General features: G+C 65.9%; 20 protein-coding genes and 1 tRNA gene. 11 read left to right on the forward strand and 10 right to left on the reverse strand.

Annotated elements, in window-relative coordinates; genetic code table 11:
* Nucleotides 1–93: 93 nt before the first annotated feature.
* The 3 genes from ACFWF2_RS23845 to ACFWF2_RS23855 all read right to left on the reverse strand — a co-directional run bounded on the left by ACFWF2_RS23845 (nt 94) and on the right by ACFWF2_RS23855 (nt 1,840).
* Nucleotides 94–501, reverse strand: coding sequence for a hypothetical protein (locus ACFWF2_RS23845; protein WP_379309660.1), 408 nt, complete (start codon nt 499–501; stop codon nt 94–96).
* Between the two features lie 218 nt (nt 502–719).
* Entirely contained in the window at nt 720–1,163 is a 444-nt protein-coding gene (aac(6'), locus tag ACFWF2_RS23850) for an aminoglycoside 6'-N-acetyltransferase (protein WP_379309661.1), read from the reverse strand.
* Nucleotides 1,164–1,510: 347 nt separating this feature from the next.
* Nucleotides 1,511–1,840, reverse strand: coding sequence for a hypothetical protein (locus ACFWF2_RS23855; protein WP_379309662.1), 330 nt, complete (start codon nt 1,838–1,840; stop codon nt 1,511–1,513).
* A 362-nt stretch (nt 1,841–2,202) separates the two neighbouring features.
* Between ACFWF2_RS23855 and ACFWF2_RS23860 the strand changes: the two genes are divergently transcribed.
* Both ACFWF2_RS23860 and ACFWF2_RS23865 read left to right on the forward strand, forming a co-directional pair.
* Nucleotides 2,203–2,448 carry a phage tail protein gene (locus ACFWF2_RS23860; RefSeq protein WP_379309663.1) on the forward strand — a complete coding sequence of 82 codons (246 nt, stop codon included), beginning with the start codon at nt 2,203–2,205 and terminating at the stop codon, nt 2,446–2,448.
* Between the two features lie 335 nt (nt 2,449–2,783).
* The gene (locus tag ACFWF2_RS23865) at nt 2,784–3,110 is read left to right on the forward strand and encodes a rhodanese-like domain-containing protein (RefSeq protein WP_379309664.1); all 327 of its coding nucleotides are present in this window, start codon (nt 2,784–2,786) and stop codon (nt 3,108–3,110) included.
* 323 nt (nt 3,111–3,433) lie between these two features.
* Here ACFWF2_RS23865 and ACFWF2_RS23870 read toward each other — a convergent pair whose 3' ends face one another.
* Nucleotides 3,434–4,129: a hypothetical protein gene (locus ACFWF2_RS23870; RefSeq protein ID WP_379309665.1), complete on the reverse strand. Its 696-nt coding sequence runs from the start codon at nt 4,127–4,129 to the stop codon at nt 3,434–3,436.
* Between the two features lie 492 nt (nt 4,130–4,621).
* Between ACFWF2_RS23870 and ACFWF2_RS23875 the strand changes: the two genes are divergently transcribed.
* Nucleotides 4,622–5,956, forward strand: a complete 1,335-nt coding sequence (locus ACFWF2_RS23875) for a DUF1214 domain-containing protein (RefSeq protein WP_379309666.1) — start codon at nt 4,622–4,624, stop codon at nt 5,954–5,956.
* A gap of 652 nt (nt 5,957–6,608) precedes the next feature.
* Here ACFWF2_RS23875 and ACFWF2_RS23880 read toward each other — a convergent pair.
* On the reverse strand, nt 6,609–7,541 hold the full coding sequence (locus tag ACFWF2_RS23880) for a tyrosine-type recombinase/integrase (protein WP_379309682.1): 933 nt from the start codon (nt 7,539–7,541) through the stop codon (nt 6,609–6,611).
* A 757-nt stretch (nt 7,542–8,298) separates the two neighbouring features.
* Here ACFWF2_RS23880 and mobF point away from each other — a divergent pair.
* Both mobF and ACFWF2_RS23890 read left to right on the forward strand, forming a co-directional pair.
* Nucleotides 8,299–12,408 carry a MobF family relaxase gene (mobF, locus tag ACFWF2_RS23885; RefSeq protein ID WP_379309667.1) on the forward strand — a complete coding sequence of 1,370 codons (4,110 nt, stop codon included), beginning with the start codon at nt 8,299–8,301 and terminating at the stop codon, nt 12,406–12,408.
* A gap of 154 nt (nt 12,409–12,562) precedes the next feature.
* Nucleotides 12,563–13,933: a DUF1214 domain-containing protein gene (locus ACFWF2_RS23890; RefSeq protein ID WP_379309668.1), complete on the forward strand. Its 1,371-nt coding sequence runs from the start codon at nt 12,563–12,565 to the stop codon at nt 13,931–13,933.
* 67 nt (nt 13,934–14,000) lie between these two features.
* On the opposite strand, the gene ACFWF2_RS23895 is transcribed toward ACFWF2_RS23890, so the two are convergent.
* Nucleotides 14,001–15,236, reverse strand: a complete 1,236-nt coding sequence (locus ACFWF2_RS23895; protein WP_379309669.1) for a helix-turn-helix domain-containing protein — start codon at nt 15,234–15,236, stop codon at nt 14,001–14,003.
* Nucleotides 15,237–15,609: 373 nt separating this feature from the next.
* Between ACFWF2_RS23895 and ACFWF2_RS23900 the strand changes: the two genes are divergently transcribed.
* The 5 genes from ACFWF2_RS23900 (at nt 15,610) to ACFWF2_RS23920 (ending at nt 20,125) form a co-directional block, all read left to right on the forward strand.
* Entirely contained in the window at nt 15,610–15,825 is a 216-nt protein-coding gene (locus ACFWF2_RS23900; RefSeq protein ID WP_379309670.1) for a helix-turn-helix domain-containing protein, read from the forward strand.
* A gap of 265 nt (nt 15,826–16,090) precedes the next feature.
* Complete coding sequence (locus ACFWF2_RS23905) at nt 16,091–16,492, forward strand: DNA-directed RNA polymerase subunit beta (RefSeq protein ID WP_379309671.1); 402 nt, start codon at nt 16,091–16,093, stop codon at nt 16,490–16,492.
* Nucleotides 16,493–16,880: 388 nt separating this feature from the next.
* A complete protein-coding gene (locus tag ACFWF2_RS23910; RefSeq protein WP_379309672.1) occupies nt 16,881–17,696 on the forward strand; it encodes an SAM-dependent methyltransferase in 816 nt (271 codons plus the stop codon).
* A gap of 166 nt (nt 17,697–17,862) precedes the next feature.
* Entirely contained in the window at nt 17,863–19,242 is a 1,380-nt protein-coding gene (gene murF, locus ACFWF2_RS23915; RefSeq protein ID WP_379309673.1) for a UDP-N-acetylmuramoyl-tripeptide--D-alanyl-D-alanine ligase, read from the forward strand.
* A gap of 19 nt (nt 19,243–19,261) precedes the next feature.
* Nucleotides 19,262–20,125 carry a phosphotransferase enzyme family protein gene (locus tag ACFWF2_RS23920; RefSeq protein ID WP_379309675.1) on the forward strand — a complete coding sequence of 288 codons (864 nt, stop codon included), beginning with the start codon at nt 19,262–19,264 and terminating at the stop codon, nt 20,123–20,125.
* 101 nt (nt 20,126–20,226) lie between these two features.
* Here the strand turns inward: ACFWF2_RS23920 and ACFWF2_RS23925 are convergent, their stop codons facing one another.
* Entirely contained in the window at nt 20,227–20,679 is a 453-nt protein-coding gene (locus ACFWF2_RS23925) for a hypothetical protein (RefSeq protein WP_379309676.1), read from the reverse strand.
* A gap of 238 nt (nt 20,680–20,917) precedes the next feature.
* Between ACFWF2_RS23925 and ACFWF2_RS23930 the strand changes: the two genes are divergently transcribed.
* A complete protein-coding gene (locus ACFWF2_RS23930) occupies nt 20,918–21,214 on the forward strand; it encodes a metalloregulator ArsR/SmtB family transcription factor (RefSeq protein WP_379309677.1) in 297 nt (98 codons plus the stop codon).
* 74 nt (nt 21,215–21,288) lie between these two features.
* Here the strand turns inward: ACFWF2_RS23930 and ACFWF2_RS23935 are convergent, their stop codons facing one another.
* The 3 genes from ACFWF2_RS23935 to ACFWF2_RS23945 form a co-directional block, all read right to left on the reverse strand.
* A complete protein-coding gene (locus ACFWF2_RS23935; protein ID WP_379309678.1) occupies nt 21,289–22,320 on the reverse strand; it encodes a tyrosine-type recombinase/integrase in 1,032 nt (343 codons plus the stop codon).
* On the reverse strand, nt 22,317–22,748 hold the full coding sequence (locus tag ACFWF2_RS23940; protein WP_379309679.1) for a hypothetical protein: 432 nt from the start codon (nt 22,746–22,748) through the stop codon (nt 22,317–22,319). The genes ACFWF2_RS23935 and ACFWF2_RS23940 overlap by 4 nt, the downstream gene beginning before the upstream one ends.
* A gap of 171 nt (nt 22,749–22,919) precedes the next feature.
* Nucleotides 22,920–23,001, reverse strand: a tRNA-Leu gene (locus ACFWF2_RS23945).
* Nucleotides 23,002–23,055: the final 54 nt, after the last annotated feature.

A 23,055-nucleotide genomic window follows, 5' to 3' on the forward strand; every position in this document is an offset into this window, starting at 1 on the left:
GCTTCACCGTGTCGCCACGGTGAAGCCTGCCGTGTTCGGTTATGGGTGGGGCAGTCGTCGATCTCCACGCACCGGCTGCCCCGTGTGGACGCTCTAGGAGCTTGCGATGGTGAGCTGCTTGGTCACCCAGAGCACCTCGTTGCCGTCGCCATCGTCGAGCCGGACGCTGACGTTGGCGGTGTGGCCCGCGACGAAGCTGTGGCCGTTCAGGGACGGAACCTGCTGGGTGAGGGTGATGGTCTGCCCGGTGCAGTTCGGGGTGGAGCGGGTCAATCCGAGCGCTCCGGACGCGGGGTCCTCGGCGACCACGGAGAGGGTGCGGACGGGGCCGTTGGCGTCGCAGGCGTACCCGAAGTTGACGCTGACGGTGGTCGAGGAGCTTCCGGCGACGGTGGCGGTGTTGACCTGTGCACTGGTCGCCGCGTAGGCGGGAGCTGCGGCGAGTACGACTCCGGCGATCATCGCGGGAAGTCCGAGCAGGGTGGCGGTGGTGCGGTTCATCTTCGTCCTGTTCGTCGGCGGTTCGGGGCCGATTCGAGAGTGTCGGCCCCGAACAAGCTCTCGGTGAGCAGTCCGGATTGGAAAGGTTATAGATCAGTGAATTCTATTGTCTCGCTGCATGTTTCGCTGAATAGCCTTCGATCCTGAGATCTTGATTCGGGGCATGCGGGCGTCGGCAGGCGGGCCGTTCACGCCAGATGTGGAGCCAGGATTCTGCGTCACAGGATCTTCCGGTAGAACACGACACGTTCGCGTTCGGCGAAGCCAAGGGCGGCGTGCATCTCCTGGCCCGTGACGTTGGTCAGAAGCGCGTCGGAACCGAGTTCGGTGCAGCCCTGGTCTCGACCCCACGCCTCCAGCGCCGCGCACAGAGCCCGGGCTACTCCGCTTCGACGGTGGGTGGGGGCGACGTAGAGGCCTTCGAGGAAGGCAACCGGTGAGGTGTCACATCCGTTGACGTAGTCATGGCGCAGTGCGACCTCGCCGAAACCGACTGCCGTGCCGCGATCGTCGCGGGCGAGAAACGCGGCCGCGACGCGGGAGCCGTCGTATTGCTCGCCGACGTCGGCACGATGCTCATCGACAGAGCTGTCGGGCCACAGCTGCGCCCGCAGAGAGGCCAACTCGTCCAGGTCGTCCGCCCCATAGGGATGTATCTGCATGCCCGCACGGTATGCCCGGGCGGGGGATCACGGCCATCCGCCGACGCATCCGGCTGTCGATCGCCGACCTCCGACTGCCGGGTGGGGTGGAGCTTCACCGGCGATCACTCGATCACGCTGGAGCTCCAAATGTGGCATGCGTGCCACAAATCTGTGCGCGAGAGGGGACTCGCATACAGATTCCGGATCAAAGCTTCGGAAATGTGTGATCGAGAGCGATCGAATACATATCGCGAAGCTGGTGAGCACCGATCATATACGAGCCGCCGCCTCTGCTCTGCTCTGTCGAGCGCTCGGACGAGTCGGCACAGCTCGAGGTCGACTCCGAGCTGTCGTGGGCAAACGGGTCAACAGTCGGGGCGTAGCCGGGCGTACTCGGCCTCGCTGGCCTGACAGTCTGCGGTGGCCGTGCTGGACACGATGAACAAGACCATCGACCAGTCCTCCGCTCCCTCAAGCCCGAACCGGGCCAGGAAGGACTCGGCCCGCTCTTGGGCCGGGTGCTCTACCCGGTCCTCAATGGCAACGGCCAGAAGATCCGCGAAACCCTCGACGCCCTGTCGAGTGCGTTGAAGGTCGGTGTCGGCAACAAAGTCGCCATCTCCAACATCATCCTCGAGCTCAACGAGCTGACGACGATGCTGGCCGACAACGACCAGTCGGTGCGACTTCAGCAACCGGGTGACCGCGATGTCGGGGCTGCTGGCCGAACAGGCGCCCGACCTGCCCCTCCGCCTGTTCGGGAAACGTGTTCGACAACCGCGTCCGAGACTGGCCGTTTCCGAACGGGTTTCCGAACACCGGCGCCTGTGAGTGCGCCGACACCTCGGCGGCGGGCGGGGTGTTCGGTAGACGAACGTTTACCGAACACCCACTGCTTGGTTACCGATGAGCGCCCGCCACACGGCCGACAGCGACCGATTCGTGGCCAGTGTCGGTGGAGTTTGTGGCCGGACTGGGCGCTGCGGTAGAACATGTGCGGGCCGCGTCAGCGGTCGTCCGATCTTCAAATTCGTTGTATGAGAGGACTTTTCAGCACATGGACCCGATTCTCGGTCAGATCGCAATTTTCCCCTTCTGGACGCCGCAGGGCTGGCTCCCGTGCGAAGGGCAGCTTCTGAAGGTCTCCGACTACCAGGCGCTGTTCAGCCTGCTTGGCAACAAGTTCGGTGGTGACGGGAGGCTAACCTTCGCACTGCCGAATCTCAAGGCCGCGGCCGAGACGCTCGGCGACGGACTCCACTACGCCATGGCCGTCGAGGGCATCTACCCCAGCCGCCCGTAGGTACTACGGCTTTCGCGCACCCGGCTTCCGCGTCTCGGCGGGGCCGGGTGTCGTCGTCTCGCCATCCGGAACCACGGGCGTCGCAGCCCGCTCCGAGTGGGAGAATTCACCGCCTGGCCACCGATAAGCGGGCCTATCGTCGAGTCGAACCGTGATCCGCGCGCGGCGACTGGCGCAGGAAAGGCCGGTGCACCAGATCTGGCGGTGCATAATCAGCTGGCTCCTACGCATGCAGCTGTCCCAGATCCACCGTTCTGTGCCCGATCGTGGGCAGTGGCCCGGCCCGGACGGGCCACCACTGACCAACCCCGCTGAGACCCAGTCAGGAGACTGCGATGGACGACGGTTTCGATATCGACGTGACCGACTTGAAGGCCATGCTCGACTCCTCAGAGCCGGTGACCATCCTCGACGTGCGCTCCCCGATGGAGTTCGACATTGCGCACCTCGAAGGGTCGCTGCTCATCCCGATGCAGGAACTTCCGACGCGGCTCGCCGAGCTGCCGAAGGAAAAGCTGATCATTGTCCTCTGCCATCACGGCGGCCGAAGCGCCCGGGCTGTCGCGTTCCTCCGAAGCCAGAGCTTCGACAACACCCGCAACCTGGCCGGGGGGATCGACGCATGGAGCGCCGAGATCGACCCCGCGCTACCTCAGTACTGAGCACCGGAGCAGGGGAGGTGATCCCGGCATTTCTCGCCGCCGCGCTGCCCGTTTCTGACCGCCGATAAGGTGTCATCCGCCGATCCCGGGCTTGCGCGCTCGGCATCAGTGACAGCACCTCGACCAAAACCCAATTCGGACAACAGGGTTCCGACACCCGGACGTCGATGGATCCGCGCGAGCGCGACGACGTGATAGGCAGGCGTTCGCAGAACGTTCGTTTTCCGAACACCCAATCTGGGTGTTCGAGGCCCAGTGTTTCGGCTCTGCGCCGGCGGGGTGCAGACCGCGGTGACTACCGGGGCTGCACCCCGCCGGTGGGGTCAGGACATACCCGCCAGGGTGCTCTTGCTGAAGCTCGTGGCGGAGCCGAACGGGTCGTCGTCGGTGGTGCCGAAGTGACGGGGGACGATGTAGGCCCGTCGGCTCACCGAGTCCTGCATGCGGATGCTGCCGGTGGTGGTCTCGTCGGAGATCCACGAGTCGCCCTTGCCTTCGATGTCCATATAGAAGGCGAAGTAGGGCGTGTTGTAGCTCTTCACGCTGCGCACGCCCCGCATCCACCAGCTACCGTTGACCGCCAGGTAGTAGTTGGAGCCCTTGCGCTGGTAGACGTTCTTCCAGCCGCCGGTGCCCTGGCGCCACTGCAACGGCCAGTACACGTAGTCCGGCAGGGGGTGCTGGTGGTGGGTATCCGGCTTGCGGATGCGCCATTGCACGATGTCGGCCTTGGACACCTGGTCCTTGGGCATCGCGTCCTGGCCGTCCCACAGCCCGACCGGGTAGTACACGCCGCCTGTGCGGGGCAGCCACCACATCAGGAACGGCATGTCGTACTTCAGCTGCTGCCGGGATCCGTTCGCGGCGTGGTAATACAGGGGCTTGGTCTGGTTGAAGTTTTCGTAGTCTCTGATCTCCACATAGACCGAGTCGATGCCCTCCGCCTGTTCGCCGTTGGCGGTCGTAGCGGCCGCTGCTTGCCCACCTGTGGCGATCGCGTCCTCGGGTCGTTCGTCCATGACATTGCCCCTTCCGTCGTTCGAGGTCACCGGCACACACGACACGACCGGATCACCAGTGGCGGGTCGTGTGGTGTGGCGGTGACGGGGATCCTCACGCTCGGAAGTTCGCGGGGTGCCAGCGGCGGGTACGCAGGTGCCGGGCACCTCGTCAGAACGCATGCCCCCGAACAGATCCCCGAGGGCACACCCGTACCGAAGAGCTGTCAACGGGACACCGCGATCCACCGGAGAAACACCAGCAGATCCGCAGTTACCCGACAACAAGTATGACGAACCCGGCGCACGCGTACAGGCACATTCCGGTACCGACCCCGGAACCGGCCGGTAACGGCCGGACTCGTGAGTGAACGGGCACGCCGCGCGGCGCGCTTAGCCCGGGGAAGTGTTCGGAAATTGGTCGTCTTCCGAACACACGCTCGGGCTCTCACCTGGTCGAGTTCACCCCGGATGGGTGAGGCCGCAGCATTTTCTGCGAGCCACGCTGTGGCCATGGAGCAGCCCTTGCAAGATCAGATCGTGGTGGCGCGGGCGATCGCGGCGACGGTGTGGGGTGTGCCCGCGGTCAACTTCGAGGCCATGTATCAGGCGGCGACCGCGCTGGGCGGGGGCCCGAACCAGATCGTGTACTGGTCCCGGCTGCTGGACTGGCAAAACCAGACCCTCACCCCGAACCCGGACGCGGTCTACCTCATGGCGTTCATCGACACCTCCGGCGGTCCGATGGTGTTCGAGATCCCCGCCGCCACAGCGAACGCCTCGATCACCGGGTCGATCGACAGCGCCTGGCAGACCCCGCTGACCGATGTCGGCCCCGCCGGCGCCGACGCCGGGAACGGCGCCCGCTATCTCCTGCTGCCACCCGGCCACACCGACCCGGTCCCCGAGGGCTACATACCGGTCCCCGGCGAGACCTACAGCAGCTTCGCGTTGCTGCGTTCCAACCTCACCGGCGGCGGCCAGGACGCGGTCCGGGCCGCGGTCGACTACGGCAGGCAGACCCGGCTCTACCCACTGGCCGCGGCAGACCATCCGCCCGAGACGGTGTTCCTCGATGCCTACGGCCGGATGTTCGATGCGACCCTGCCCACCGACTCGTCGTTCTTCGATCTGCTCGACCGGCGCCTGCAGGCCGAGCCGTGGCTGACCCGCGACGCGGTGATGATCGACCAGCTCGCCACCCTCGGCCTCGCCAAAGGCACCCCATTCGCTCGCGACCAGGCCACCCGCGAACTGCTCACGCGCGGTGTCGACGCCGCGTTCGGCTGGCTCGGCCAGCGCTACGAAGAGGCGTTCGTCCCCGGCTTCTACCCCGACAGCCGATGGGCACTGCCGGCGTCGCGCGAGCTGATCACGGCCCTTGAAAACGGCTACCGTGACCCGAACTCCTACCCGGTCGACGCCCGCGGCCTGACCTACACCTTCGCCTTCTTCGCGGCCAAGAAGCTCGGCAGCGGCCAGTTCTACCTCATGGCCATCCGCGACCGCGACGGCAACCGCCTGCACGGCGCCCACACCTACCAGCTCACCGTGCCCGCGGACGCACCGGTGACCCTGTACTGGTCGATCACCGCCTACGACCGCGACACCCACACCCTCATCCGTGACGTCGAATGGGCCAGCCGCTCCTCCAACACTGAAGGACTCACCAGCGACCCCGACGGCTCAGTCACCTTGGTTATCGGCCCGAACCCACCGACCGAACGGCCCGCGAACTGGATCCCGACCTCGCCCACTGGCGACTTCGAGCTGCTGGCCCGCTTCTACGGCCCCACCCCCGCCCTGTTCGACAAGACCTGGCGTCTACCCGACATCGAACCCACCTGACACCCACCCGACCCCACCGAGCGGCAGAGCGGCATTCGGCAAGCGGGTCGTTTTCCGAACGCTCGAGCGGAAGCACCGCACCGACGGTGGGCGCGACCTGGCACACAGAAGCCGCCGCATCAGCGAGCTCTCCGGCGGCCGAACATCACGCGATCGGCTCGGCGCAGACCATCCCCAGGCCGGTCCGAATCCCGGACCGGCCCACGCGGGCCTGCGAGACCTGTCGACGCGGCAGAGGCCCCCTCAGCACTGGTGAGGGGGCCTCTGTCGAGCCGCGCGGTGCCGAGCGACGCTGGATGCCTACGGAGACGGCGGGCGTTGTGTGGCGTGCCACCGCAGGATGTCGAGAAGAGCTTCAGTCTGCTGCCGTGCCAGCGGCTCGGTCTTCGGCAATCACGATCTCGCAGACCGCGTCGATTGGCGGACGCCGCTGTCGGGATTGGTTGGAGGCGTGGATAAGCACTCTCGACGGCCTCCGCGGCGCGGCGCTGGTCGTGATGCCCCAGCGCCGTAGGTGGTTCGGACATGGGCGCGGACCTCCGTCGCCACCCGCCAGCTGATCGGCACCGCCTCGGCCTCAGTACTCGTCGCCCGTCCATAGCGGTGCCACGGGGCCCCGCTGCCGCCACAGGCGCCCGACAGCCGCACAGAGTCACCGCCCGGCAACGCTCCCGGGTGGCCATTCCGGCAGAGGCAACGGGGAAAACGCAGGCGGAGTTGTCGACTGGTCCTCCGCCAGCGGATGGACTTCGCCCGTGAGCGCAGAAAGCGCCCCCGCAACCTCGTGAACGCTCGCCCGAACGTAGGTCAGCGTGGCACCACCTGGGGTGTAGTGGACCGCGTGAGCGGCATACGCACGCGCGACGGCGAAGCCGAAGTTCCGCTCCACCCACGTCAACACCGTGTGCCGAAGCCAATGGGTGCTGATCTGCTGTGTGGCAACCCAGGGCAGCTCTCGGCCCGCGCGCATCCACAGGTGGTCATATCTGCGGCGGGTGATCGGACGGCCGTGCCGGTAGCGCAGCAACTGCTCGCCCGGCGCAGCACCCCGATCGCCGTGGGTGGTGAGCATCGCCAGCAATGTCGACGAGACCGGTTGCCAATGAACCGTGCCACCCTTCCCGCGCAGCTTCACCAACCGCTGACCGACGTCCAGATCGGAGGAACGCAGCGCCAGAGCACTGCCCGTGCGGCACGCGGTCTCGAGGTGGAGACGCAGCAACAGCGTGTCGAGTTCCTTGTCGTCGCCGGTCGTGGTCACCGCATCGATGATCGCGCCCAGTCGATCGGCTGCGATGGCACCGCGTGGGCTCGGAAGCCGGCGAGGTTTCGCCAACTCCGTGGCGGCATTGGCCGTTCGGACATAGCCGTCGCTGGCGGCGTAGCGGTACAGGTACCGCAGCGCGCCGACCATGTGCTCGGCAGCCGAGCGACCGTCACGAGAATTGCGACGATACACCGCCCGCGCGCGGGTCTGCTCGACCAACGCCTGCATCTCCAACGTCGTCGGGTCGTCGATCCGCCGCGAACCCCAGTCCTCGCGCAGCCGTTGCCAGTACGGCCGGTAGGTCCGCAACGTTCCCACCCGGACCGTCGGGATGATGCGCGCGATGTACTCGTCGAAAGTCGGGACCGGTCCGGGATTCGATCTGGATACAAGGTCTTCGGCGCGCACACCGAGCTGCTCGAGAAGCCGTCGCGCGATGTCGTGCGGAGACTCAGTCATCGTCGACTCCGGACCACCTCGACCACGCGAAGATTCCGCGTCGGTCGCCATTCCACCCGGCCGAGTGGGGATCGAGAAGAGCATGAATCAACATCGGACAAAACCTTTCTGCCCGATCAACGGCTCTTCCACATTCCAGTAGACCTGAACTCAACCGCTCACGCCACCAACCCATCGAGGCGGCCGAGGTCGGAGACACCGGTAATGCGCACGTGCACTGCATGATTGCCGCCGCCGATCGTCGGCCGTCTGCGGTCTCGCCTGGGGGCGGCTCCGACTTCAATTCTGATCCGCCCCGGTAACAACCCGAACGCGCGTCACTCCGCTCAACCAACAATTCCGCAAAACCGCCCCGCTGCACCGCCAACCCTCGCTGCCCAAGCTCCACCGCTACTCTCACGCCACCCCCATCCAAACCTCCACTCTCTCTTCCCCTTAAAACGATCAGACATCTTGCATCTCGGAGTTCTTGGGCCGCTGGCCGGACACAATTCGATTACGCCCAATGTCGAAAGTTGCCCAACGTTGCCCATAGTTGTCGATCGTTGCTCAGAGTGACTTGGGTCGCATCAATTCGCCCTTGCAGCAGTCGAATTCATGGGTGCCTCATGGAGGCATGGTCGCGACTATGCACAAGGTCGCCGCAGGCAACGGCTACGAGTACTACATGCGAAACACCGCCGCTAACGACACCACCGCGCGCGGACGCGCCTCCCTGTCGGAGTACTACAACGAACACGGCGAAGCCCCCGGAACCTGGTATGGCACCGGACTTTCCGCACTCGGCATCGCCGACGGTTCGGAGGTCACCGAAGACCAGATGAAGAACCTGTTCGGGGAGGGGCTACACCCGAACGCTGATGAGGTCCGCGAACACGTCAAAGCCCAGCACCTCAACGCCGGAATCCAGCCGGCCGAAGCAGCCCGCCGCGCCGAAAAGGCTACCCGCTTGGGCAACCGATACGCCGTCTACACAACGGTTTCCGACTACCGAAAGGCCAAGTTCCAGGCATACCGCGACCACAACACCAGCGCGGGCACATGCGTCACCGCCCACATCCCCGACGACACCCGCGCCCGCATCCGCACCGACGTCGCCACCGCCATGTTCACCACCGAATACAAACGCGCACCGCTGGACGCACGCGAACTGTCCGGATGGATCGCCAAGAACTCACGCCCGGACCGCACCGCGGTCGCCGGCTACGACTTCACCTTCAGCACCGTGAAAAGCATCTCGGTGTTATGGGCGATCGGCACACCCGAAATTCAGGCAGTGATCGAGACCGCCATCCGCCGCGCGGCCACCGACGCGTTGACCTTCGCGCAGGACAAAGCTCTGTTCACCCGGCTGGGGCGCAACGGTGTCCGGCAAGTCGATGTGCAGGGCATGATCGCCGCGACGTTCGAACATCGCGACTCCCGCGCCGGTGATCCTGACCTGCACATCCATGTCCTGTGGGCCAACCGCGTCCTGACCAGCGACGGCAAGTGGCGCACCATCGACGGCAAAACTCTGCACGAAAGCGTCGTCACGGTCTCGGAAATCTTCGACACCCGCGTCGAGCACTACCTGGAAATCGCGCTGGGAATCCGGTTCGAAACCCGCCCCGACCGCACCCCCGACCAAGTCCGAGTCCGCGAAATCATCGGCGTCCCTCTGGAATTGATCCACCATTGGTCCCGGCGCGCTGCCGCGATCAACAACCGACTCGACACCCTCAGCGCCGAATGGCAGACCAAGTTCGGGCATGAACCGGGACCGGGCCAGGTACACCACCTGGCCCAACGCGCGACCTTGGAAACCCGTCCCAAGAAGCATGTTCCGGGCTCCCGCACCGAGCAACGCGCCACCTGGCGTACCGAAGCAGAAGCGCTATTGGGCGGCCCCGACGCGGTAGACGCCATCATCCTGGCTGTCCTGGCCGCGCCTCACTCGCCGCGGCCGGTACCGGATCGTGCGTTCATTACCCACATCGCAGACCAAGCATTGGCGGCGGTTTCCCAGCGGCGCGCGACCTGGCGCGAGTTCAACCTACGCGCCGAAGTCGAACGCCAAATCCGCGGCAACGTCGCCCCCGACGACTGGCCACGCGTCGTCGATGAGGTTGTCGAACAGGCGCTTTCACCATCCTCGGCTATCGCACGTGGCGACCCCGACGTGACCGAGCAACCCGACCTACGCGCGGTCCCGACCTGGCTCCGCCGCCGCGACGGCACCCCGATGCACACGCGCGCGAATTCCCGGATCTACACCACCGAATCCGCGATGGCCGACGAAGCCGAACTCATCGCACTCTCGGTCGAACCCGGCGGACGCATCCTCGACCCAGGACACGTCGCAATCGCAGTTGCGGACTACAACACCGCACACCCCGACCAGCCACTCAAGCCCGGCCAAATCCGCGTCATCGAATCGTTCGCGACCGCCGGACTGCGCGTACACACCGCCAACGCTCCCGCCGGAACCGGCAAAACCACCGCCATGGAAGTCCTCACCACCGCATGGGAATCCGCCGGAGGGACCGTCCTGGGCATGGCACCCACGGCCGCCGCCGCGTCGGTGTTGGGTGGGTCGATCGGTACACGCGCTGAAACCGTGGACAAGCTTCTCCACGCCATCGACTCTCATCGCAGCGACGCCGCGACCACCGAACACCCGCCGGTCCTGCCGCAATGGGTACTCGACATCGACGATACGACGTTGGTGATCGTCGATGAACACGTCACCTTGCCGACCGCCAAACGCCTGCAACTGCTGCGGTATCTGACCGGGAGGGGCGCGACCTTGCGATGCATCGGCGACGACCAGCAGCTCCCAGCGATCGACGCTGGTGGCGTCGACGCCGACATGGCCGACGCCTCACCGCAACAGACACCGGCCCTTTCCGAGGTGGTGCGGTTCGCCCATCGAGGAGAAGCGTTGGCCTCGAAGGGGATACGCGAAGGTGACCCGACCGCACTCGCGTGGTACCTCGACAACGGCCGAATCCACGCAGGACACCTCGGCAGCGTCTACGAAGACACCTACCAAGCATGGGCCGCCGACACCGCCAACGGCTTCGACGCGGTCATGCTCGCACCCACACACGACATCGTGACCGCCCTGAACGTCCGCGCCCGCAGCCACCGAATCGCCCACAGCGACCCGCCCACCGGCACCGCCGCCGACCCGCAGGTGTTCCTCGGCGACGGATTGGTGGCATCAGCCGGTGACACCGTGCGCACCCGCCGCAACGATCGCCGACTCCGGTTGAGCGAACACGATTGGGTACGTAACGGCTACACCTGGACCATCCAGCAGGTTCACACAGACGAGTCGGTGACCGTCATGCGGCGCGTACACGGCCGCGATACCGCCGCCGTCGTGCGTCTACCGGGTGAGTATGTGCGTGAACACCTGCACCTGGGCTACGCCACCACCATCGATTCCGCACAAGGCATCACCGCGGATTCCTGCCACGTCGCCCTATCCGGGCGTGAAACACGCCAACAGTTCTACGTCGCGATGACACGCGGGCGCCACACCAACCACGCCTACATCGCCACCGCACTCGACGGCGCCGAAGGCGACATCTACACCGTGGACGCCCACTACCCCCGCACCGCCGTCGAACACCTGACCCACATTCTCGACCGTGATGGCACACGAAAATCCGCCCACACCGAACTCCGCGACGCCCTCGACCCCGCCCGCCGCATCGGCCCCGCCGTCGACATCTACCTGGACACCCTCGGCATGACCGCCGAAAACGCTATTGGCACCGAGCGACTCGACACCATCGACCGCATCGCCGAACGCCTCGTTCCGGGACTGACCGACAGGTCCGCGTACTCGGTCCTACGCCAACACCTGGCCATGCTCGCACTCGCCGGGGCCGACCCGATCACCGAACTACGCACCGCGATCGCCGCGCGGGAACTCGACACCGTGACCGATCCCGCCGCCGTGCTGGACTGGCGACTCGACACGAGCGGTAACCACGCGGCCGGACCCGGCCCGCTGGCATGGACGCCCGGAGTCCCCATGACCGCGACCGAAGCGGCCGACCCCGACACCCTCACACCCGTGCAGGCGCGGGAACGGATCGTGGCCGAACTCGCCCGACAGGTCAGCGACACCGCCCGCACCTGGACCACCGGCACAGCCCCGAAGTGGGCGCGACCTCTACTCGGCCGAGACCCTGAACTGCTCGCCGACCTCGCGATCTGGCGCGCAGGGTTGCACGTGCCCGAGTCCGATCACCGCCCGACCGGGCCCACACGACACATTGCGATCGAACGCCTTCATCAACAACGGTTGCAACGCCGCATCCTCGAACTCGACGGCAACACCCACCTACCTCAACACCAGTGGGCGACGACCGTCGACCGCATCGACCCCCGCATCAGCGCCGACCCAACCTGGCCTGTCATCGCCAGCTATATCGAGGCCGCCGCCCAGGCCGGCATCGATATAGAACACCAGCTCGCCGCGGTCGGCTTGGCGCCCCCGCTGCCCGACGAGATGCCCGCCGCTGCCCTCTGGACACGCCTGCACATCGACCCCGCAGACCTGGAACCGACCGAAGGCCCTCCCCACGAACATGGAGGGAGGGCCATATCCGACGCCCTCGAAGCCGCATTCAGCGGTGACCATTACGGCCCTGACCCCGAGTTCGACTCCGACTCCACACCTGGCAGGTGGAGACACGAGCCAGAAATAGGGCACGAACCCGACTGGTAGTCCGTGGCAAGAATCGTCCGCCGGGCACTCGCCGACACCGAGTACGCGCAGTTCAGGCGGATCACTCGCAGGTTCACCCGTTTCGGATGATTCGTCCACACAGTGCCGCACTTACCGTGACGGGAAGTCTGCTGTCGAGCAAGGGAGCCCGCCGATGTCTCGTGCCGGAGGTTTCGACGGCCAGAAAGTCACTCCCGACTACGCCGCCGCCTTGGGGCGCGTGGCGTTCCTCTGGGGCTGGCCACTGGTCAACCTGCACAACCGTCGGATATTCATGGAGCAATTGCCCGGACCAGGCTTGCTTGCCGGGATCGTCCCCGCAGGCCCTCCCGGGACGATCGGAATGCTGCACGACTACATCAGGCCGGAGGAACGCCTGGTTGCCTGCCCAAACCAGGACGTCACCTACGGATTCGGTGTGCTCGACGCCTTGCGAGGGCCTTCGGTGGTGCAGGTACCCGATTTCGGCGACCGATTCTGGGTGTACCAAGTGGTCGATCAACGCACCGATTCCTTTGCGCAACTGGGCAAGATGTATGGCACGGCACCGGGCTTCTACCTGCTGGCCCCCCGATCCTGGGTTGGTGACACCCCGCCCGGCATCACCGCTGTCTTCCGCTACGACACCCGCAGCGGGGTGGTGATCCCTCGTGTGTTCCTCGACGACACCGCCGCAGACCGCGCCGCGATCGCGCCGATTGTGGACGCGATCAGCATGTATCCGCTGGCCGAGTTCGACGGCACCGCAAAGATCACCGACTGGTCCGCCGCTCCGTCCTATGGCGGCGGCGACGCAGTCGGCAGCGACCGCGAAACCCAGTGGGTGCCACCAGAAGCCTTCTTCACCACCTTCGCCGAGGTCCTTGCCGAAGTCCCCGCACAGCCAGGAGAAGAAGCACTCTACGACTGGTTCAGTGCAGTCCTCGACGCCGCCGACCGTGACGAGACCGTCGCCGCCGCTTTGAAACAAGCTGCTATCGATGCCGATTCCGGCGAACTTGCCGAGGTATTCGAGTTCCGCAACATCGGCTTGCCTGCCGCGCACCACTGGACCACCCAGCGCAACGGCGCGACCTTCGGCTCGGACTACCTCTCACGCACCGCAATGGCCAAAGCCAACATCTTCGTGAACTCCCCGAACGAAACCGTCTACTACTACCAGGATCTCGATGACCAGGGGATCCGTCTGCACGGGACCAACACCTACCAGGTCCGATTCCCCACCGGACAGCTCCCGCCGGTCCGTGGGTTCTGGTCACTGACGGTATACAACTCCCGCCACTTCTTCCACGCCAACAGTCTGGACCGCTACTCCCTGGGCACCAAGAACCAGAACCTGACCGTCGGTGACGACGGATCCCTGACCCTAACCGTCGGCGGCGCGGCCCCGACCGACCCGAAGGATCTCGCCAATTGGTTGCCCGCACCCGCTGAGGAGTTCAGCCTCTATCTGCGCGGCTACTGGCCCGAGGACACCTTGCTCGACGGCACTTGGCAACCACCGGCGGTCATACTCCGAAGGTGACCGACTGCCGCCGGAATCGGGCACCCCGATGGGAAATAAGCTCCGGGACAACCCGGTCGGCGCGAAGCTACCTCGCGAGGATGTATGCCCCCAGTGTCTCCCGCATCTCTGAGGCGGGCGCGCTGTCCGGGAAGTGTTCGCCCAACAAGCCATCGAGCTGGCGTAGACGCTTGCGGACCCACGAAAAGTGCGCGCTGATCGGGTTTTCCAACACCGGGGTGACTGCCGCGATGCTGCCGTCGAGATCGCCGAGCCGGGCCTCTGCGGTCGCCAAATAGATCTGCGACAGCATTTCATCGCCCGGTGAGCGCTGCACCTGCCAGGCGTCAATCGCATCCTCGGACGCTCTCGCGGACTTCCGCAGTGTCTTCTTGTCCTCTGCCCACATCAGCGAGAACCCTCGGTAGTAGATCTGCTTCGCTGGTGTGAACGTGAACAACCCCGGGAACTCGTCAACGGCAGCCCTCTCGCGTGCACGCTCGGCCTCGTCGAGCAGTTCCAGAGCCCTGCCGGAATCGCCCAGATTCGCCACGGACGCCGCCAACCCGCACAAGAGCCGAGGCTTCGAAGTCCCGGTCGAATTATTGGTGTAGCGGAGCCCGTCAGACGCCGCCCAGGCTGCCTGTTCGAAGGCTTTGTCGAATCGGAACGCCAGCGCTTGCGTTCCGCGCGCCCACGCCCGCAGCTGGTCGTGGTCCGCGCGGTCGCCGAGTTTGAACGCGGCCTGAGCGTGCATTCGGGCGGTCTCAGCCTGCCCCAGATCCAACGTCAGGTATGCCAAGACGCCACATACGCGCCCCAATGCCGCGTAGAGCGTGCGCAGTTCGGCCGGTGAGTGCGCACCGACCCTGATTCGGCGCATCAGCTCTACGCGCAGATCCGATGCTCGCGTCAGAGTGCCGTCGTAGGGCTCGAACCGAGCACCGGTAGCTATCCGGTGTATCCCGGACTGAATCTCATCGAGGTCCGCTACGTCCGGCAACGCCAACAGTGCTCGAGAATCGGCCTCGGCCTGTTCCAGCATTCGCAGTGTGTCAGCCCGCCGCGCGAACTGACGTTGGTCAGCATCCCATGCTGTAGCCAACGTCCCGGCAGCTCCGAGGGCGATATCGGCCGCTTCAACCCATGCACGATCTTTGGGCCATCGACGGCCGGACTCGATGTGTGCGATTTGCGTGTGGTGACAGAACAACAGCGCGCCGAGGTCTCGATAGCTCAGCCCACGTGCCTCGCGAAGTCGCTTCAGCTCCGCGCCGGTGCGGTCGGTTTCCATGCCGAGCAATCTCGTCGCTTCCGCGTCCATGCGCACCCACCCGCCTGTTGACAGTTCCCCGCGCCACGGTTTGTCAACAGCGTAGCGCGGCCGCCGGTAGCTGCGCCGTGGTGTGCTCGTTCTACCCAAGCCACCAGGACGGGAAACACGAGATGAGCAACGGCAGCAGCAAACTCGAATGGCACTGTGCAGGAAGGCAATTCAGTCAGGTAGACCAGGTGCCCCAGCACTCCGCGGAGCTCGGGCGGTTCGATCTCACTCGGCCGGAATCGCTGCCTCAGTCGACTTCCAGGGCTAGGCGCTCAAGGCTATTCCACATTCGCTCAGCGCCCGGAAATCTCGCCATCGCGGTGTCTGCGATGCCGCTTACTGCAGACCACAACAAGCCGATCGAGGTGACCCGATGACAAACACCCTCGAAGCCGAAGTGCTCGCTCTTCTCAGGTTGGGCGGGATGCTGACCGCCGAAACGATCGCCCGCAACCTGGATGTACCGAGGTGGCGTGTGGCACGCGTCCTGCACACATTGCGCACCACTGGCGACGCCTTCCGGAACCGGCAACAGGAGTGGCAGATCACGCCCGGACAGCGCCACCCCCAACGGCAGGCTGCCCGATGAGCTACCCCACCCCACCAACCCACGCGCCCCGGCCACCACTGGCCGACCTGGTCGCAATCCTGGACGCGATGTGCGAAGCCGGATGGATCGCCGTCGCGCCCGGCCCGGCAGCGGTCCGCGACTCTGAGCCGGCGGTTCGCCACGCCATGTCTACCGAGCCGACTGGGGGCCACCGATGACCCGCACCGACCCACCTTCCTCGGTCTACGCCGAGACGCTACGCTCACGATGCGAGTTCTACCGACAGGTGTGTTCCCTGCCCACCGTGATCGACCCGGCAACCGGGCGGATCACGATGCGCGCCGGACTGGTCGGCGCGGTCATGATGCCCACCGCCCTCGCTCAGCAGGTCAAGACCTCCCTGGATGTTCGCGGTGTCGCGCCGCTGCCGATCATCGGCCACCCCCGCGCCGACATGTGGATGTTCTTGGTGCGCGCTGATATCCGTCCGATCGGAGACCCCGAGGAGGTGGCGCGGTTGTGGAAGGGGCGAGTGGTGGTGATCCGTGAGGGAGATATCGCATTGCCGACCCCGACCCCGACCCCGGCGCCGGACGCGGCGATGGTCCGCACCTGGATATCCCCGGCCATCAGTGCGTTCCGACCATCGGGGGCGGTCGTCGTCGAATGCGCACTCTCGTTCCTACCGAGACGGCACACACGATGACCATCGGCAGTCGGTCACTGTGCCCGCACGAATCAGATATCCACCTGACGATTCAATTTACAAGTGTGCGAACGGAATTCGTGACATGCCCAACTTCCGCGCTGGTGTTCGTCTGCGATGTGACCGTCCGTCGGTCCGGCACCCATCGCCGTGCATTCCGGGCACTGCACCGGGTTTCCGCGCCTGCCGAACTAACGCCTGTACCTACAGCCCTGACCGCGCAAGTCCGCACACCCCGACCAACCGAATGCCTTCGATGCGCCCCCGGTGGCACCACACCTGATCCGGCCGCCCGAAGGCGGCCCCGGACTCGATTCCCAGCGATTTCCGGGGCCACCGAACGTCTGCAACCCACCTACCCACGACAAGCACAGGAAAGCGAAAGCACGTGAGCGACGCCGACCCCGCCACGGTCCAAAACCAGCTCCGCCCCAACAGTGCGCGCGTGCACACCGCCTTGCTCGGGGGCAAGGACTACTACACCGCCGACCACGCGATTGCCGAGAAACTGGCACGGAACAAGATCGCGCCCGCGATCGCCGAATCACGTCGTTTCACCCGCCGCGCGGTCGGATACCTCATCGACCACCATCGGCTCACCCAGTTCGTGGAACTCGGGTGCGGGTATCCGCACACACCCAACATCCACGACATCGCCGGAGACCGCGTCGAGACCGCGCGAACGCTCTATATCGACCACGATCAGCTCGCGGTTGTCCATGCTCGCGCACTGATGACCGAACACGCCACCCACACCGCCGAGATCGATCTCACCGACACCACCGCCGTACTCGACGCCATCACCGCCGTACTCGACATCACTGCACCAACAGCGCTCTGCCTGTCGGGCACCGCCGAACTCATCGACGATGCGCCTAAATTGGTTGCGGCGCTGACCAGTGCGCTTCCGGCAGGGACATGGCTGGTGTTCACCCACATCACCGCCGACGTACACGGCCACCACATCAACTCCGCCGCCGAGACCCTGCGCGCGGCCGGAATCGCCTACTATCCGCGAACCTACGATGACCTCGCCTCGATGCTCACTGGGTACCGGCTCCACACCCCCGGTCTGATCGCGCCACACCGCTGGCGACCCGAACTCCGCAGCGTCGGCCGCTACGACCACGCCGTCGAACCGCTACACCCCGTCGTATGCGACCTGAGCGCCTACGCCGCAATCGGCCAACGGTGCTTCACCTGACCCGGCCCCCAAACCGCCGGCGTGCACAACGTCGATGTCGTCCGGTCGTCCAGGCTGGTCCGGCGGCGAGCATGATCGTGGCGCACAGCCGAGCCCGCCGCGCGTAGGGATCAGCGCCAGACCCTGACACCACAGTGATATCCGAAATTCGAAAGGTTGAATCCCCATGATCACCATGACCCTCGCCGAGGTCGCTCGAGCGGTCGGCGGTCGGCTCGATTCTGTCAACGACGACCACGTGACCGTCACCGCACCGACTGCGTTCGACTCCCGCCAGGTCGAGGCTGGCGGACTGTTCGCCGCCCTGCCCGGCAAACGCGTCGACGGCCACGACTTCGCCACCGCCGCAATGGACAACGGCGCGGTCGCGGTGTTGGCCACCCGCCCGACCGGCACCCCGGCGGTCATCGTTGACGACGTGGTGACCGCGATGAGCGATCTGGCCCACGCCGTGGCCACTCGCTACACCGGCCGGGTACTGGCGATCACCGGCTCGGCGGGCAAGACCTCCACCAAAGACTTGCTCACCCAGATCCTGTCCCGCCACGGCAGTGTCGTGGCCACCCAGCGTTCGTTCAACAACGAGATCGGGTTTCCACACACCGTGCTGCGGGTTCAAACCGACACCGACTTCCTCGTGTTGGAGATGGGTGCGCGCGGGCGCGGCCACATCAGCCATCTCGCCGCGATCGCCCGCCCGCAGATCGGCGCGGTCCTGGGCATCGGCTCGGCCCACATCGGCGAATTCGGCAGCCGCGAGGCGATCGCGGGCGCGAAACGCGAACTCGTCGAAGCCCTCGACGCCTCAGGTATCGCGGTCCTCAACGCCGATGACCCACTGGTGGCGGAGATGGCCGAGCACACCCGCGCCCAGGTCCTGCGATTCGGCACCGGACCCGACGCCGACGTCCGGGCCGAGGACATCACACTCGACGACAACGCCCGCGCGCGGTTCACGCTGCGCCATGGCGACGATGCCGCATCGATCGCCCTGGGCGTGGTGGGCGTGCACCATCTGGCCAATGCCCTCGCCGCAGCCGCACTGGCTTTGAGCGCCGGAGTCGGATTCGCCACCGTCGCCGACGGGCTCAACGGCGCTTCGCTGGTGTCGGGCAGCCGGATGGAGGTCACCGAACGCCCCGATGGAGTGACCGTGATCAACGACGCGTTCAACGCCTCGCCGGAAAGTGTCGAAGCTGCACTGCTGTCGCTGGCGACGATCGCGGCCACCCTGCGACCCACGGTCGCGGTGCTCGGCGAGATGCGCGAACTCGGCGACACCGCACCGGCCCTGCACCAAAAGATCGGTCGTCAGGTCGCAGATCTGGGTATCGGCACCCTGATCACCGTCGGCGGCGAACACGCCGAACTCATGGCCACCGCCGCCCGTGAAGCGGGCTCCGCAAAAGTCACCCATGTCGAAGCCAAAGACGAAGTGCTGGAACTGCTCACCGAAGGTCTGCGCGGTCGTGACGTCGTCCTGATCAAGGGTGCCAACTCCGCTGGCCTGTTCGAAACCGCCGCAGCCCTCGCCGCCGGTCATTGACCACCAGGAACGAAACACCATGAGAAGCAAAGACATCGTGGCACTGGCCCGAGCAGCCTGCACCCAGGCTCAGGTCCCAGCCGCCCGGATCGAACCGATCCGATTGCGCGACAACGCCATGCTGCGAACCGACACCGCAACCATCATCCGCATACATCAACGCGGAGAACTGGCGACTGCGGTCCGGGAACTGCGCGCCGCGGACTGGTTACGCTCCCACCACGTCCGCGCACCCGAACCACTGGTGCCCGACCCGGTCGTGGTCGCCGAACGCCCGGTCACTTTCTGGGAAGACCTCGGATCAGGCGGACCCGCCGAGGCCGCCGAAACCGGGGCGATGCTCGCACACCTGCACTCCCTGCGTGTGCCCAGCCACCTCGGGCTGCCCGACTTCACCCTGCCCGACTTCACCAACCGCATCCACCAATGCCTCACCAGCGATACAGACAAGGGGTGGCTGCGTCGCTACGCCAGCGACCTTGCTGCACGGTGGAACGCGCTGGAGTGGCCGAGTCCGTGGTGTGTCATTCACGGCGACCCGTCCCCAGCCAACACCATGGCCGCAGCCGCCGGAGGACACGTCGTGGACCTAGAGCGCTGCTGCATCGGACCCCCGCAGTGGGACCAAGCCACCGTCGCCTTCCAGTCCGACACTCTCTCCGACCCTCCACAGCGGTGGGAGCAGTTCGCCGATGCCTACGGCTCCGACGTCACCGACTGGGAGGGGTACCCGGTGATCCGCGACGTCCGATCCTTCGAGCTGTGCCTGTTTGCGCTCCGCCACGCTGCGGTCTCCGACCACGCCCGCCGCCAGGCCGACTACCGGCTGGCCTGCCTTCATGGGCACCGGGGCTTGCGGCCGTGGAGATGGGTTGCGCCCTGACCGAGTGCCGAAATGCGTATCTCATCTGTGTAGGCGCGATTGCTACCCAGCAACATCCGATAGTGCCGATTTCTGCGCGGGACTTACCCGTATCCGTGGCACTAATCCGATGCGCTGCCGACAAGGAGCAGCCCGTGACGGTCGTAGTTGAGGACGATGTACCTGAAGTCCCAGAACACGGGATATCCGGGAAGACCGGCAAAACCGCCGGTGTAGATGACTGAACCCGGGCCGATGAATCCGCGGGCGAGATCCCGGTAGCGCTCCTGAACAGCCTGAAGTCTGGTCTCTTCGTCCACCGATAGCGTCAGTCCGCTGCCGTAGTCACCGCGATAGCGGAAGCCGTAATCTACCTCGTCCCACAAGGTTTCGGCATCCGAAAGGATCGGCTTGTCGAACCTCGCATGAGGGTAGGTCAGGACCACTGCCGCTTCAGCCGCCTCCAGCGACAACCCCGCCGGCAGCCGCAGCAACCCGAAGGTCGGCGAGTAGTTCAGCCCGTACATCAGCTGCTCCAGCTCCGCTGTCAATTCATCCACACCGTCGATTTTCACCCATGAAACCGAATGCGCTCTCCACCCAGGTAGGTGCGGGCGCCTCGACGCCTTGAATGTCCTGAGGCCGCGACCCGCGCGATTGTGCGAACGCACGCTAATGCCGCGACCCGCGCGATCCTGAGAATCGCGGCGTCGAGCATTGCCGCCCCCTTAGGAGTCCCCGTGCCCATCGAGTACGAAGCGAAGATCCTCGACATCGACCCCGACACCATCGAGCGGCACATCCTGGACAAGGGTGGTCGCAAGTTGGCGAGCCGCCCTCGAGGTGGCACTGCGGCTCAAAGCGATCGCCGACCCGGTCCGGGTCAAGCTGCTGTCGCTGCTGCTCACCGCCCCGCGAGGGGAGCGCAACGGCGGCGACCTGGCCGCCGAGGTCGGTCTGTGCGAGTCCACCGTCTCCCACCACCTCGGCCAGCTCCGCAAGGCCGGCCTGGTGGAATCGGAGCGGCGCGGAATGAACACCTTCCACCGCGCCCGCCGCGACGCACTCTCCGCTCTGTGGTTCGTGCTCGATCCCAACTGCTGCAGCTGATCGGCGTCCTTGGGGATTCGGGAATCGAACACCCACCCGCACCGCCGCAGCGGACGGGCATTCGATGTGGCCGCCTAGCCGACGCCGCGCGCGAGAGGGTGCGGCTCGCCGGTGAGGACCGCCAGTGCGGCGGCGACTTCGTGCAGGTGGGATTTGACGTAGGTGTCGGTCGTGCCGGAACTCTTGCCGTGGTGTCCGGCGAAGGCTCGAGCCACCGCGTAGCTGAACGTCCTTTCGACCCATGTCAGAGTGGTGTGGCGTAGCCAGTGTGCCGTGACACCTTGGGCGGCCACCCATGGCAGTGACTCGCCGACCCGGGCCCAGATGTAGTCGTATCGGCGGGCGGTGATCGGACGTCCATGCCCGTAGCGCAGCAACTGGCCGGTGAAGGGTGCCTGCCGTCGGGTCGCGTGGTCGTCGAGGTGGTGCATCAACGTCGGTGACACCGGCTGCCAACGATCCGAGCCTCCCTTCTCTCTCAGATACACCAGGCACTGGCCTCGGTCGAGATCCTGGGGCCGCAATGCCAGCGCACCACCGCGACGGCATGCGGTCTCGAGGTGGAACCGCAGGATCAGGCTGTCGAGTTCGGGGTCGTCACCGGAGGTGGCCGCGACCTGGCAGATCTCGGCGATCTGTGCCGACGGGATCGCGTACCGCTGTGACGCGCGGCGGGACGGAATCGGCAGCCGCCGTGCCGGATTGTCTTGTGGGCGAACCCATCCGGCTTCCTCGGCGTAGCGGTAGACAGCACGTACCGCGGACACGAAGTGTTCGACCGCGCTGGTCCCGCCACGCGACGCACGGTTGGTGCGGGCAGACGCCTGGACCGAGCGCGTGAGTTCCTCGAGTTCGTGACGGGTGGGCTCGGTCAACGACCGTTCCGGCCAACGCGATTCGAGTAGATCCAAATGGGTCCCGTAGGTGCGTGCGGTGCCCGCCGACAACCGTGCCCGTACACGCGGGATCACTTCGGCGAATGTCGGTGCTGCGGGGGCACTGCCGATCAGGTCCGCCGCGGTGATGCCCATCTGCGTCAGCAGCAACTGTGCAGCGGCCAAGGTATCTGCGGTGGGGACAGGGCGGACAGGGCTCTGGATCGTCACAGCGAGTCCTCCAGGATTCGTCGGCTCTCACGAGTCAGGGCGTCGAGTGCGGCCGGGGGATGGATCAACAACCGCTTCCGTCCGCGGTGGGCTACCAGCAGCACCCGGTCGCCTTCGAGTAGCCGGACGCATCGGCGCTGGCGGAACGGAACTCGGAAGAACCCGGCACCGGTCACCTGGACAGGGCCGTCGCTGACGGCGTGCACAAGGACGAGGCCGCCCTCCGTGCACAACATCGTCAGCCGGGTACCCGGAGACCAGTTCAGCGCCGAAAGCACCGCGCGGTCGGCCACACGGCCGGCATCACCGACCACGGCGACGCCGTACGCGAGATCCGGGTCGGCGGTGCCAGGGACGACGCACACCGGCAGCGGGCCGTGGATGCGGTCCTGGAGTGCGGTCTGGGGCGGAATGAGTGGCTCGATCACCGGCGATCACCACGCCCGCGACAGGGTGCCGATCGGGTGCGAAAAGTGGCACGGCTGCCACTCGATGAATCGTGTTTACGCAGTTCAGGGCCCTGCATGTCGTGTCTCCTCCGTGTGCGAGTGCACTCGAACACGCAGAAGCCCTGATCTGGCCCGAAAGCCAGGAATCTGTGCGCGAGAGGGGACTTGAACCCCTACGTCCGTGGACACCAGAACCTAAATCTGGCGCGTCTGCCAATTTCGCCACTCGCGCTGGATGTGTACGACCGTCCAAACTCTACCGGGCAAAACCGGCTACGCGAAGCGT

The sequence above is a fragment of the Nocardia sp. NPDC060259 genome (assembly GCF_042728775.1).
Lineage (GTDB): Bacteria > Actinomycetota > Actinomycetes > Mycobacteriales > Mycobacteriaceae > Nocardia.